Annotated in this window: 13 protein-coding genes; 5 read left to right on the forward strand and 8 right to left on the reverse strand. The window is 71.0% G+C overall.

What is annotated here, in order from left to right; genetic code table 11:
• Positions 1 to 276 precede the first annotated feature (276 nt).
• The 5 genes from AC1PMG_RS14975 to AC1PMG_RS14995 all read right to left on the reverse strand — a co-directional run bounded on the left by AC1PMG_RS14975 (position 277) and on the right by AC1PMG_RS14995 (position 3899).
• Positions 277 to 1677 carry a virulence factor family protein gene (locus AC1PMG_RS14975; RefSeq protein ID WP_481111681.1) on the reverse strand — a complete coding sequence of 467 codons (1401 nt, stop codon included), beginning with the start codon at positions 1675 to 1677 and terminating at the stop codon, positions 277 to 279.
• 145 nt (positions 1678 to 1822) lie between these two features.
• The gene (locus AC1PMG_RS14980; protein WP_342073364.1) at positions 1823 to 2008 is read right to left on the reverse strand and encodes an oxidoreductase-like domain-containing protein; all 186 of its coding nucleotides are present in this window, start codon (positions 2006 to 2008) and stop codon (positions 1823 to 1825) included.
• Between the two features lie 78 nt (positions 2009 to 2086).
• A complete protein-coding gene (locus AC1PMG_RS14985) occupies positions 2087 to 2686 on the reverse strand; it encodes an HD domain-containing protein (RefSeq protein WP_481109410.1) in 600 nt (199 codons plus the stop codon).
• Entirely contained in the window at positions 2683 to 3300 is a 618-nt protein-coding gene (gene thpR, locus AC1PMG_RS14990) for an RNA 2',3'-cyclic phosphodiesterase (RefSeq protein WP_481109411.1), read from the reverse strand. The genes AC1PMG_RS14985 and thpR overlap by 4 nt, the downstream gene beginning before the upstream one ends.
• A 143-nt stretch (positions 3301 to 3443) precedes the next feature.
• Positions 3444 to 3899, reverse strand: a complete 456-nt coding sequence (locus AC1PMG_RS14995; RefSeq protein WP_481109412.1) for a PA2169 family four-helix-bundle protein — start codon at positions 3897 to 3899, stop codon at positions 3444 to 3446.
• Positions 3900 to 4518: 619 nt separating this feature from the next.
• On the opposite strand from AC1PMG_RS14995, the gene AC1PMG_RS15000 reads away from it, so the two are divergent.
• Complete coding sequence (locus AC1PMG_RS15000) at positions 4519 to 5514, forward strand: tetratricopeptide repeat protein (RefSeq protein WP_481109413.1); 996 nt, start codon at positions 4519 to 4521, stop codon at positions 5512 to 5514.
• A 23-nt stretch (positions 5515 to 5537) separates the two neighbouring features.
• Here the strand turns inward: AC1PMG_RS15000 and AC1PMG_RS15005 are convergent, their stop codons facing one another.
• Entirely contained in the window at positions 5538 to 6740 is a 1203-nt protein-coding gene (locus AC1PMG_RS15005) for an MFS transporter (protein ID WP_481109414.1), read from the reverse strand.
• 263 nt (positions 6741 to 7003) lie between these two features.
• On the opposite strand from AC1PMG_RS15005, the gene AC1PMG_RS15010 reads away from it, so the two are divergent.
• A complete protein-coding gene (locus tag AC1PMG_RS15010) occupies positions 7004 to 8092 on the forward strand; it encodes an alkene reductase (RefSeq protein ID WP_481109415.1) in 1089 nt (362 codons plus the stop codon).
• Positions 8093 to 8213: 121 nt separating this feature from the next.
• On the opposite strand, the gene AC1PMG_RS15015 is transcribed toward AC1PMG_RS15010, so the two are convergent.
• Complete coding sequence (locus AC1PMG_RS15015; protein ID WP_481109416.1) at positions 8214 to 9116, reverse strand: LysR family transcriptional regulator; 903 nt, start codon at positions 9114 to 9116, stop codon at positions 8214 to 8216.
• 90 nt (positions 9117 to 9206) lie between these two features.
• On the opposite strand from AC1PMG_RS15015, the gene AC1PMG_RS15020 reads away from it, so the two are divergent.
• Positions 9207 to 10406: a serine hydrolase domain-containing protein gene (locus AC1PMG_RS15020; protein ID WP_481109417.1), complete on the forward strand. Its 1200-nt coding sequence runs from the start codon at positions 9207 to 9209 to the stop codon at positions 10404 to 10406.
• 65 nt (positions 10407 to 10471) lie between these two features.
• Positions 10472 to 11626, forward strand: coding sequence for an MFS transporter (locus AC1PMG_RS15025; RefSeq protein WP_481109418.1), 1155 nt, complete (start codon positions 10472 to 10474; stop codon positions 11624 to 11626).
• A gap of 55 nt (positions 11627 to 11681) precedes the next feature.
• Here AC1PMG_RS15025 and AC1PMG_RS15030 read toward each other — a convergent pair whose 3' ends face one another.
• Positions 11682 to 12023, reverse strand: a complete 342-nt coding sequence (locus tag AC1PMG_RS15030; protein ID WP_048490980.1) for a zinc ribbon domain-containing protein YjdM — start codon at positions 12021 to 12023, stop codon at positions 11682 to 11684.
• Positions 12024 to 12105: 82 nt separating this feature from the next.
• Here AC1PMG_RS15030 and AC1PMG_RS15035 point away from each other — a divergent pair, with 82 nt between their 5' ends.
• Positions 12106 to 13062, forward strand: a complete 957-nt coding sequence (locus AC1PMG_RS15035; protein ID WP_481109419.1) for a cation diffusion facilitator family transporter — start codon at positions 12106 to 12108, stop codon at positions 13060 to 13062.
• Positions 13063 to 13114 lie beyond the last annotated feature (52 nt).

Consider the following 13114-nt stretch of genomic DNA (forward strand, 5'->3'; position numbering starts at 1 on the left):
AGGCTTCGCGCCGTACCCTCATCCGCCCCTTCGGGGCACCTTCTCCCGATGGGAGAAGGAACAGCGCTAGCCCCTCTCCCCCCGGGAGAGGGGTTGGGGTGAGGGTACGGCGGCCATGAAGCGCCCGGCGGCGACCAACCACGCTCGCCGCCTCGCAGGACCGACGTTTCAGCGGTCCGGTCGCGGCTGAAGCCGCTCCTACGGCGAAGCGAGCAGGCAAGCCCGCACGCGCTGCCCGCCCACCAATCCCAAATCCCGCCTCCCCAATCCCGGCTCCTACTGAATCCGCTGCAGAATCTGCTTGGCCAGCGTCGCGTAGTCGCCCTGGAAATGATGGTCGCCGGGCAGCTTGACCAGTTGTACCCCGCCCTTGGGGAGGTCCGGGCACAGCGCGTCGTCGTCGTCCTCGCCATAGATGCACAGGGTCTGCGGCGGCGGCATCTTCGCCACTTCCGGGGCGATCGGCAGGCCGTCGTCGCCGGAGCTGATCCAGTTGGACACGTGGAACTCGTAGTCGGCGGTCTTGCCGACCGACAGCAAGGCGGTGAGCTGCACCTGGTCGCGCATCGCCTCCGGCAACTGGTTGTAGGCCGCCGGCAGCACGTCGGCGCCCTGCGAGAAGCCGATCAGCACCACCCGGCCGCGTTGCCACAGGTGGCTGTAGTGGCGGTAGATGCGGTCCAGGTCGGTGGCGAAGCCCTGCGGCGTGCGCTCGCTCCAGAAGTAGCGCAGCGAATCCACGCCCACCACCGGGATGCCGGCCTTGGCCAGGGCGCCGGCGACCTGCTGGTCGAGCCCGGCCCAGCCGCCGTCGCCGGAGACGAAGATCGCGAACACGTTGCCGTTGTCGGCATCGCCCGTACCTGCGGCTGCCGGCACTTCGACCACCGGCAGCCCGGCCAGGTCGGCCGGCGTCGGCGGCAGGCTGACGCCGGGCCGGTCGCCCAGCGAACGCACCGCCGCACGCAGGCCCGGCAGCGCATCGCCGCTGGCGCTGCGGCGGAACTGCCGCGCCTGCGCCACCTTCTGCAGGAACGCATCGCTCTGCTGGGTGCAACGGTCGCGGCGGGTCTTGGCGTCGAGCGCCGCCAGCCACGGCACCGGCAGCGCCGTCGGCTGCAGCGCACGCGCCGGCGCGGTGATGCCGGCGCCGCAGATCTGGTCGTCGAGCACCTGCACCGGGCAGAAATCCTCGGTCAGCAGGCCCGCCAGCAGATGCTTGGGCGCCTGCGCGGCGACCGCATAGGCCAGCGCGGCGCCGTCGCCATCGCCCACCAGCAACGGCAGGTGGTAGGTCGGCACGTGGAAATAGGCCTGCACGTAGCGCGAGAAATTCTCCACGTCGCCGGCGGAGAAGCCGCAGGTGCCGTCGATCTTGGCCAGCACCGCCTGCAGGTGCGCACTGTCGATCACCGCGACCATGGCGCCGTCGTCGCGCAGCGCCTCGATCTGGCGCATGCGCTCGGCGTCGGCGTGCTTGCCGCCGGCGAACCACAGCACCACGCGCTGCGCGTTGCCCTTGGGCAACAGCACCGGCACCTGCTCGAAGCGGCCGTGGCTGAGCTTTTCCGGCGCCGCGGCCGGTGCGCCGGCACGCGGCGCGGCGGTGGCCGCAGCGCCCGGTGCTGCGCCGGCGACACCGGCCGCCAGCAGTCCGCCCAATGCACATCCCCACATCCAACCGCCACGCTTCTGCATCATCCGGCAATCCTGAAAAGGCGTGTAAAGATAATCCCGAACGGCGGCGGCGCGAAGCGCGGCGCACCCCGCGGTTCATGCCAGGTACGCCGGATCTGCGCCAGCGCCTGCACCGGCAGGCCCGTCAGGCCTCCGCGTCGGCGCCGGGATGGCGCAGCCGCCAGGCGGCCAGCGCCTGCCGGTAGCGCTCCAGCTCCTCGTGGTAGAGGTCGTAGACACACAGCGGACAGCCGCTGTCGCAGCAGTCGCTGGGGCCTGGCGGCAGCGGCGCCTGCGGGCGGGGATCGGCGTTGGCGGCAGGGTCGGACATTGGGCTCCGTGGCGGCGGCCGGGGCAGACCGGCGCGGCAGTGTAGAAGAAGGCGGCGCAAGCCGCGGTCCGCATCCCGTCAGCCGATGGCCTGACGCAGGTTGGCGCGCGCGGCCGCGTCGTAGCGCGCGTGGAAGCGCTCGCTGAGGAAGATGCGCGGCTGCGCCAGCACGGTGCGCAGGAACGCGCGACGCTTGCGTCGGTACAACCAGCCCGGCACCACGCCGCGATACTCCTCGGCGATGGCGCGGTCGTAGGCGGCGAAGGCCTCCGGCGCGGCGCCGAGGATGGCCATGTCGCAATCCAGGAACAGCGCTGCGTCCGCATCCACCGAGTCGATGCTCAGTTGCCCGTGGCGCGCGGTGAGTTCGATCAGCGCGGCCACACGCGCCGCCTCCACCCCGGCGTCCGGCAGCCACTGCGCGATCGCCGCCTCGGCCAGGCGCGCCGACTGCGCTTCGTTGTCGCCGCGGCCGGCGCGATAGACCGCATCGTGATAGAGCACGGCCAGGTAGACCTCGCGCGGCTGCCGCCAGCCGGTGTCGGCGGCGACCTCGGCGTAGTGCGCCAGCACCGCCTCGACGTGGCCGAAATGGTGATACGCCCGCGGCGGCTCGGCGTAGGCCGCCCGCAGCTGCGTCCATTGCGCCTCAGGCAGGGTGAGCGGCGCCGCGTTCATGGGTCGCGCTGCGCAGGGTCGGTGCGCAACGGCCAGCTGGCTTCGTGCAGGTAACGGCCCTGACCCTGCACGCTGCGGATCAGGCTCAGCGACGTCGCCTGCCAATACAGCGGGGACACCTGCTGCGGCGCCAGCGCCTGATCGACATAGGCCAGAGTCATGTGCGGCAGATAGGCGCCGTCGGCGCGCGGCGCCACGCCGTGTCGGGCCAACTGCTGCTGCAGCGCCTGGCGCAGGGCCAGCAATGGCGCGGATTCACCATTGCCCCGCAGCACCAGCGGCCGGCTGCGCGCGCGGCTGTCGAAGGTCACTGCCTGGTCGAATGCCAGTGCGAACGGTGCGGCCGCAAGTGCCTGCCCGGCAGCGCAGGCCTGTTGCAGCAGTCGTGGCGGGATGCCGGCGTATTCGCCGAGATAGTGCAAGGTGACATGCAACCGCTCCGGCGGCAGCGCACGCCCGTGCAGACCATGCACTTGGCACAGTTGCTGGCCAAGGCTGTGCACCGCTTGCGCGGTTCGCGTGTCGGGCAGCAGCGCAAAGAACAGGCTTTGTGCGGCAGGCGCATCGAAACCGAGCGAAAACTGGGCGCCGGCAGGCGCAGCATCGGGAGACATGGGCAGAAGCGGCAAACGCCGCAATCAGGTCGGGCAGCGGTCGAGCACGCATGGTAGCAAGCGCACCGTCCCGCTGCAGACCATCGGCGCGCCGACCCGGACAACGCCGCGATGCGGCGCGCCGGGCCGGCGGCGGGCGGCGCTTACGCCGCGTTCTTCATCGCGTGCTTGCGGGTGCGCATCACGTCGTGGCAGGCGCGCACTTCCGGCAGCAGGCGGGTGGCGGCGTCGCGCGCGGCGACCGGGGTGTCGGCGTCGGCGATGGTCTCGTTGAAGGCCTTCAGCAGGCGATCTTCGGACTCTTCCAGCTCGGCGACATAGCCGTACTTGGTGTCGCCCAGCGCGGCACGGACCTTGCCGTAAATCTGCTGCATGCTGCCGACCATGGTGCCGTGCTCTTCCGGCTTGCCGCCGACCGACTGCACCACCGCGCTCAGGCTGCTGACGATGTCCGACTTGACGCCGGCGATGCGCAGGAACAGCGCGGACAGCTCGGCGTCGCCCACCTTCTTCGCGGCTTCTTCGTAGAAATCCTTGCCGTCGCGGGAAATGGCGATGAGGTCGTTGAGGCTATGCGTGGTCTTGCTCTGAATGCTCATGGGGAACTCCTGTGGCGAGGCCAGCGATATCGCGCAACGGGCACACGGGGGTGAACCTGGATATCGCACGGCGCGGTCGAGAGGATTGCCGCGTTGCGTGGTGTTGGCGATGCTGGGCAGAACGGCATAAAGCGCACGTGAGCCATCGGCGCTCGCTCGTCACGCCGCATTGCCCGTGGTGAACACGCGTTCATGGGCCGCAGTGCGCAGTCAGATATGTGGTGAAGTTTTCACCATCCTGTCTGCGTGCATTGCGGCGTCTGGGCGGCAGCGACTTATCCACATGGTTGCCCCACGTTCGTCCACAGCGGCTGTGGATGACCGCCGCCATCGATCGCGTCGGCCGAAGACCGCTCGTCGGCACCGCCACGGTGACCGTCCTGTCTCGCCGGCGAGGGCCTATAGTGCAGGCGAGCCCTCGCCACTGCAGGGCACCGCGAGGTGCGTCATGTTCGCCTGGACCGCGTTCGCCCTGCTCGCCGCCGCCACGGCCGCCCCGTCGCCGCCCACACCGTCGCTGCCTTCCTCGCATATGGCAGCGGCCGTGCAGAGAGACGCGACACCGCCGGTTCCGGCGACGATTACCACCGCAACCGCTGTTCCGACCCCTGAGCAGATCATGCAGCTGCCACCGGCGCTGCATACGCTGCTGCAGCAGCGCATCGACCGCAGCGCCGACGCCGAACACCGCCTGCAGCAACTGGTGGCGCTGGCCTTCGATGCCAACGGCCTGGACCTGCAGTACGACCCCAAGGCCACCCACAGCGTCGCCGAGAGCTACGCCACGCGCCACGTCAACTGCCTGTCCTTCACCCTGCTGTTCGTGGCGATGGCGCGCGACGTCGGGCTGCAGGCGCAGGTCCAGGAAGTGCGCCGCGTACTGAGCTGGTACGAGGACGGCAATGCGCTGTACAACGTCGGCCACGTCAACGCCGGCGTGCGCGTGGATAGCGGGCGCGGCAGCATCGACCTGGACCGCAGCGTGCTGATGGACCGGCGCGGGCCGCAGCCCATCTCCGACCGTCGCGCCCTCGCCCACTACTACAACAACCGCGGCGCCGAGCTGCTGGTCGACGGCGACCTGGACGGCGCGCGCGCGCATCTGGCGATGGCGCTGCAGATGGACCCGCGCTTCGCCGGGGCCTGGAACAACCAAGGCGTGCTGGCGATGCGCGATGGCGACAGCGCCGCCGCCGCACGCGACTACGCCAAGGCGCTGGCGATCGATCCGGAGCATCTGCCGGCGCTGTCCAACGCGGTCGGCCTGGCCCGACGCCTGGGCGACGGCGCGCGCGAGGCCGCACTGCAGCGGCAGATGGAACAGGTGCGCCAACGCGACCCATTCCAGCAATACCTGCTCGGCAACGAGGCGGAACGGCGCCAGGACTACGCCGCGGCCATCGCCTATTACCGTCACGCGCTGCACCTGTACGACGGCGCCCACCTGCTGTACTTCGCCCTGGCCCGCGCGTACCTGCACAGCGGCGACACCCGCCGCGCCACCGCGGCGCTGCGCGAGGCCATGGCGCACGCCGATCCCGCGACCCAACCTCGCTACCAGGGCAAGCTGGACGCGTTGCGGCGGCTGTCCTCGGCCGCGCGGCCCATGCGCTAGCGCAGCACAGGGCGTGTCCTCGCCTAGCCGGCCGCGTGCGCGCAGGCGCCACGCCGTGCCGCCTGGCGCGCCCACAGGTAGATCAGCAGGCCGCCCACGGCCATCGCCGCGCCCACATAGCCGGTGGAGGTCCAGCCCAGGCCGGCGCCGATCGCGATGCCGCCCAGCCACGGCCCCAGCGCGTTGGCCAGGTTGAACGCGGCATGGTTGGAGGCCGCGGCAAGGGTCTGCGCGTCGCTGGCCACGTCCATCAGGCGGGTCTGCAACACCGGCGCCAGCGCGCCCATGCTGCCGACCGCGACCACCGCCGGCAGCACTGCCCACGGCGAAGTCGCCGCCAGCGGGAACACCAGCAACACCGCCAGCGACCACAGCAGCACCAGCGGCACCGCGCGGAACTGCATCCGGTCGAACAGCCAGCCGCCGGCCAGATTGCCGAGCAGCCCGCCCAGCCCGAACGCGCCCATCGCCACCGGGATCCAGTGTTCGCACACGCCGGTGACCTCCATCAGGGTCGGCGCCAGATAGCTGAAGACGCAGAACATGCCGGCGAAACCGATCGCGCCGATGCCCAGCGCCAGCCACACCTGCGTGCGGTTGAAGGCGCGCAGTTCGCGCAACGGCGAGGGCCGCGCCTCCTGCGGATCGGCCGGCAGCAGTCGCCACACCAGCACCACCGTCAGCACCGCGATCGCCGCGACCAGGGCATAGGCGTAGCGCCATTCCGCCACCTGGCCGAGCCAGGTCGCCAGCGGGTTGCCGACCAGCACCGCAAGGTTGAGGCCGAGCAGCACCCGGCTGACCGCCGCGCCACGCTGGTCGGGCGGACCGATCGACGCGGCCACCAGGGTCGCCACACCGAAATAGGCGCCATGCGGCAGGCCGGCGACGAAGCGCGCCAGCAGCATGCTGTGATAGTCCGGCGCCACCGCGCTGGCGAGATTGCCGAACGCATAGAAGCCCATCAGCGCCAGCAGCAGATCGCGGCGCGACCAGCGCGCGCCGAGGATCGCCAGCAGCGGCGCACCGACCACCACGCCCAGCGCATAGGCGCTGATCAGGTGCCCGACCTGCGGCGCATCGATGACCAGGCCACGGCCGATGTACGGCATCAGGCCCATGGTGGAGAACTCGCTGGTGCCGATCGCGAAACCGCCCATCGCCAGCGCGAACAGGATCAGCACGTAGCCGCGCCGCGACAGCGGCGCCGTGGCGGATGAGGTCATGCGCACGTCCCGAAGGAAAGGGCCGTCCATTATTGTGCATTGCAGCAAGTCCTGCAGCCCCACCTGGGCAACGCCGCGTTGCGTGGTACCGCTGGCGGCGCCAGGAGCGGCGATGCCCTCGCGAAGGTGCCGCCGCAGCAACGCACTGTCCCACCGCACCGCCGCGAAACCGCCGCGCGCGTCCCCATGTTATGCACGCACGCCGCCTTGCAGCGTCCCGCTGTAGGGTCGGCCGCCCCACCCCACCACCGAGAGACCCACCGATGACCGACACCGCTTCCCCGCTGTTCACGCCGCTGCGCTTGGGCGCGATCGCACTGGCCAACCGCATCGTGATGGCGCCCCTGACCCGCAACCGTGCCGAAGGCGAAGGCCGCATCCCCTCGCCACTGGCCGCCGAGTACTACGGCCAGCGCGCCAGCGCCGGCCTGCTCATCGCCGAGGCGACCCAGATCAGCCCGATGGGCCAGGGCTACAAGGACACCCCGGGGATCTACAGCGACGCACAGGTCGCGGCCTGGAAGAAAGTCACCGACGAGGTGCATCGCCGTGGCGGCAAGATCGTGCTGCAGCTGTGGCACGTCGGCCGCATCTCGCATGTCAGCCTGCTGCCGGGCGGCGCCGCGCCGGTGGCGCCCAGCGCGCTGCGCGCCGACGCCAAGACCTTCACCGCCGAAGGCTTCACCGACGTCTCCGCCCCGCGCGCGCTGCGCCTGGACGAAATCCCCGCGCTGATCGAGGACTTCCGCCGCGCCGCCCGCAACGCCATCGCCGCCGGCTTCGACGGCGTGGAAGTGCATGCCGCCAACGGCTACCTGATCGACCAGTTCCTGCGCGACGGCAGCAATCACCGCGACGACGCCTACGGCGGCAGCATCGAGAACCGCACCCGCCTGCTGTTCGAAGTGGTGCAGGCGGTGGCGCAGGAGATCGGTGCCGACCGCACCGGCGTGCGCCTGTCGCCGGTGACCCCGGCCAACGATGCGCGCGACAGCGATCCGCAGCCGCTGTTCGAGCGTGCGGTGGAACGCCTGGACCCGCTGGGCCTGGCCTTCGTGCACGTGATCGAGGGCGCCACCGGCGGCCCGCGCGACAACATCGCCTTCGACTATGCGGCGCTGCGCGCCAAGTTCCACGGTCCGTGGCTGGTCAACAACGGCTACGACAAGGCACTGGCCGAACAGACCGTGGCCTCCGGTCGCGCCGACGCGGTGGCGTTCGGCCGCCCGTTCATCGCCAACCCGGACCTGGTGGAACGGCTGCGCCGCGACGCGCCCTTGAACCAGGTGGACGCCGACACGCTGTACGGCGGCGGCGCCAAGGGCTACATCGATTACCCGACGCTGGATTGAACCCGCTGCGCAGGCTGCGGCACAGGTGCCGCAGCCTGCAGTCGCAAGGCCGCGCACATCGGATCTGCGTGCGGCACCCGGCCATGCCGCTGCACAACGCCATTGTGCGATTCCTGCACACCTAGAACATCAATCGCTCGCCGAGGAAATCGACGAACACGCGCAGCTTCGGCAGCATGTGCCGGCTCGACGGCCACAGCACATGGAAGGTGCCGGTGGAGTCGACATAGTCGTCGAGCAGCGTGCGCAACGTGCCGGCCGCCAGTTCCGCGCGCACCGAGTGCTCCGGCAGGAACGCGATGCCACAGCCGCGCACAGCGAAGCTGAGCCGCGTCTCGATGTTGTTGCACACCATCGACACCGGCAACGACAGGTCAGTCGCCGCCGCACCCAGCGGCCAGGCTTCCAGGCGCCCGCTGCTGCGGAAGCGGTAGTGCAGGCACTGGTGCGTCAGCAGGTCGGCCGGCCGCAACGGCGTGCCGCAGCGCTGCAGGTAATCGGGCGAGGCCACCAGACAGCGGCGGAAACTGCCCAGGCGGCGTGAGGCCAGCCGCGAATCGTCCGGCTCGGCCACGCGCAACACCGCATCGAACCCCTCTTCGATCACGTCCACCAGGCGATCGTCGAAATCCAGGTCCAACTGCACCTGCGGATAGGCGCGCATGAAGTCGCCCAGCACCGGCAGCAGCACGTTGTTGTTCATCGGCAGGCTGATCCGCAGCCGCCCCTTCGGCGTCGCCGCCAGGCTTCCCAGCTCGCCGCGCGCCGCCTCGACCTCGGCCAGGATGCGCCGGCAGCGCGGCAGGAACAGTTGGCCTTCGGCGGTCAGGGTCAGGCTGCGGGTGCTGCGATGGAACAGGCGCACCCCCAGCGACTGTTCCAGCCGCGCCACGCTCTTGGCCATCGCCGATGCGGACAGGCCCAGCGCCCGCCCGGCCTCGGCGAAGCCGCCGCTCTCCATCACCTGCACGAAGCCACGCAGGCTCCCCAGACTGTCCATCGCAGCGCCATCGATTGCGGACATTCGCGTCCTCGCAGCGAGGAACTTTACCCATCTTTTTCCGCAATCGGCAGGCGTCCACGCTGTCGTTCCCCTCCACCGAGCGCTGCCCCCATGCCCACCGCCTCCGCCGTTCCGTCCCCTGCGCTACCGCCCCTGTCGCCACAACAGGCCGCGCCGCTGGATGCCGCGATCGACGCCGCCCTGCAGCAGCAGCGGCTGGTCGGCGCGGTGGTGCTGGTCGCGCACCGCGGCACCTGCGTCTACCGCCGCGCCGCCGGCTGGGCCGACCGCGAGGCGCAACGGCCGATGCAGGCGCAGACCCGGTTCCGCCTGGCCTCGGTCAGCAAACCGATCGTCGCCACCGCGGCGTTGGCGCTGGTGGCGCAGGGCCGCCTGAGCCTGGATGCGCCGATCGCACGCTGGCTGCCATGGTTCCGTCCCACCCTGGCCGACGGCCGGGTGCCGGACATCAGCCTGCGCCAGCTGCTCAGCCACAGCGCCGGGCTGGGCTACCGCTTTCTTGAGCCCACGGGCGGCCCGCTCGCGCGCGCCGGCGTCTCCGATGGCATGGACGCCAGCGGCCTGAGCCTGGAGGAGAACCTGCGCCGTCTCGCCCAGGTGCCGCTGCAGTATGCGCCGGGCACCGGCTGGAGCTATTCGCTGTCGATCGACGTCGCCGGCGCGGTACTGCAGGCGGCCGGTGGCCAGCCGCTGGCGCAGTTGGTCCATGATCTGGTCACCGCCCCGCTGGGGATGCGGGACACCGCCTTCCATGCCGAGGACGCCTCCACCCTGGCGGTGCCTTACGTCAACGGCCAGCCTGCACCGCACCGTCTGGGCGAAGGCGACGTGGTCGCGCCGGTTCCCGACGTCGCCGGCATCGTCTTCCATCCCTCGCGCGCGCTGGACCGCAACGCATTCGCGTCGGCGGGCGCCGGCATGGTCGGCACTGCCGGCGACGTGCTGCGCCTGCTGGAGACGCTGCGGGGCGGTGGCGCGCCGCTGCTGCCGGCTGCGCTGGTGGCAGAGATGGGACGCGCCCAGGCCGGCGCACTCGGTCCGCCGGACGCACCGGGCTGGGGTTACGGCCTGGGCTTTGCGGTCTTGCGCGACCCGGCGCCGACCGCGACCCCGGAGATGCCCGGCACCTGGCGCTGGGGCGGCGCCTACGGGCACAGTTGGTTCGTCGATCCGGCGCGGCAACTGAGTGTGGTGGCGCTGACCAACACGCTCTACGAAGGTATGTCCGGCGTGTTCGTCACCGATCTGCGCGATGCGGCCTACGCCGCGGTCTGCGGGCCGGCAGCATGAAACACGATACCGCCGCGCCTTGCACGGCCGTGCAGCGCGCCGAGGCAGGCACATCGCAGCCTTCCGTGGCGCCGCTGCGCCGCCTGCCGTGGAGCGGCCTGCTCGCGCTGGCCTGCGCCGGTTTCCTCACCATCCTCACCGAAGCGTTGCCAGCCGGGCTGTTGCCGGCGATGGCGGCCACGCTGGAGGTCGACGAAGCCTGGATCGGCCAGTTGGTGAGCGCCTATGCGCTGGGTTCGCTGCTGGCGGCGATCCCGCTCACCGCCGCGACTCGGCAGCAGCCCCGGCGCCGGTTACTGCTGCTGGCCATCGCCGGCTTCTCCGTGGCCAACACGGCCACGGCCATGTCGACCCGCTACCCGCTGATCCTGGCGGCGCGCCTGCTCGCCGGGGTCAGCGCCGGGCTGCTGTGGTCGCTGCTGGCCGGCTATGCGAGCCGCATGGTGCCCCCGGCGCAGCAGGGCCGCGCCATCGCGGTGGCAATGGTCGGCACGCCGCTGGCTCTGACCCTGGGCATCCCAGCCGGCACCGTGCTCGGGCAGCACCTGGGCTGGCGCTGGAGCTTCGGCGCGATGTCGCTGCTGAGCCTGGGCCTGTTCGGTTGGGTGCGCGCCGCACTGCCCGACTTCGCCGGCCAGGCCGCGCACGCGGCAACGCCGCTGCACCGTGTGCTGGCCCTGCCCGGCATCGCCCAGGTGCTGGCGGTGATGCTGCTGTTCGTGCTGGCGCACAATCTGCTCTACACCTACATCGCACCGTTGCTGGCCGGGTCCGCGGTGACGGTGGGCCGTGGCCTGCTGCTGTTCGGCGTGGCCGCGCTGCTCGGCATCGGCATGGTGGGCGCGTGGATCGATCGCTGGATGCGGCCGCTACTGCTGACCAGCATCGGCCTGTTCGCGCTGGCCACGCTGGCACTGTCGCTGTGGCCGGATTCGCCGGCAACGCTCAGCGCGGCGCTGGCGATCTGGGGACTGGCCTTCGGCGGTAGCGCCACGATGTTCCAGACCGCGCTCGCGCGGCGCGCCGGCGACGCCGCCGACCTCGCCCAATCGCTGCTGGTCACTGGCTGGAACCTGGCCATCGCCGGCGGCGGCGTGCTCGGCGGCGCAGTACTGCAACGCTACGGTGTAGCCCCGCTGTCCTGGGTGGCGCTGGCGCTGCTGTCGTTGGCATGGGGACTGGCGCGACCGCGCCACCGCAGGGCGGGCGGCGGCGGCTGAAGCGCGGTGGCACAGGTGCCGTCCATGGTGGATGCGACGTCCACGCCGCGCAGCATCAGGCCTTGCGCAGGAAGCAGGTCTTCAGCACCAGGCCCTTGATCTTGTCCGAGTTGCCTTCGATGTGTTCGGCATCGTCCTCGACCAGGCGGATGCCGCGGATCACCGTGCCCTGCTTCAGCGGGATCGACGAGCCCTTGACCTTCAGGTCCTTGATCACCACCACCGTGTCGCCGGCCTGCAGCACGTTGCCGTTGCTGTCGCGTACCACCGTCGCCGCGTCGTTGGCGGCCTCGGCCGCGGCCGGCCATTCGTGGCCGCAGTCAGCGCACACCCAGTTGGCGCCGTCGACATATGTGTTTTCCAGGGTGCATTGCGGGCAGGCGGGGGCGGCGGGCATGGGAATCCTTGATACGGCGACGACGGCGAGCCGCCTATTGTAGCCGCCCGCCCCGTGCCGCCGAGCCAGCCGCAGGAATCTCATGTCCGCTTCGTCCGGGTCCCGCCTCGCGATCTATGCCGCGCTCGCCGGCAATCTGGCCATCGCCATCGCCAAGTTCGTCGCCGCGGCGATCTCGGGCAGTTCGGCGATGCTCAGCGAAGGCGTGCATTCGCTGGTGGACACGGTCAACGAGCTGTTGCTGCTGTACGGCCTGCGCCGCGCCGCGCGCCCAGCCGATGAGACCCATCCGTTCGGCCACGGGCGCGAACTGTACTTCTGGAGCTTCATCGTCGCCCTGCTGGTGTTCGCGCTCGGCGCGGGGGTGTCGCTGTACGAGGGCATCGCCCACATCCGCGATCCGCAGCCGGCCAGCGACCACACCCTCAACTACATCGTGCTGGGGCTGTCGCTGGTGTTCGAGGGCGTCTCGTGGTGGGTGTCACTGCGCGAGTTCCGCGCGCGCAAGGGCCGCCTGAGCTACGTGCAGGCGTTCCGCGAGAGCAAGGACCCGAGCCTGTTCACCGTGCTGGTGGAAGACAGCGCAGCGTTGATCGGTCTGCTGATCGCGCTGGCCGGGCTGCTCGCCGCGCAATGGCTGGACATGCCGGAACTGGATGGCGTCGCCTCCATCGGCATCGCCGCGGTGCTGGCCTGCTCGGCATTCGTGCTGGCACGCGAGACCAAGGGCCTGCTGATCGGCGAGCCGGCGGCGCGCCCGCTCGGCGAGGCACTGCGGCGCATCGCCGCGGCCGATCCGGACGTGCGCGCGGTCAACGGCGTACTCAGCGTGCAGATGGGGCCGGACCAGGTGGTGGCCGCGCTCAGCGCCGAATTCGAGGACCAGCGCAGCACCGCGCAGATCGAAGCGTGCATCGAGCGCATCGAGGCCGCCGCGCGCGCCGAGCATCCGGAACTGCAGGCGCTGTTCGTCAAGCCGCAGACCCCGGAGACCTGGCTGGCCCGGCGCACCGCGCTGCGCCGGCCGCCCGCGCCCTGAATGGCGGGGCGCCGGCGCGACTTGCGGCCCTGCGCCGCTTTTCGTTAGGGTA

It is taken from the genome of Xanthomonas sp. NCPPB 2250, from assembly GCF_056725265.1.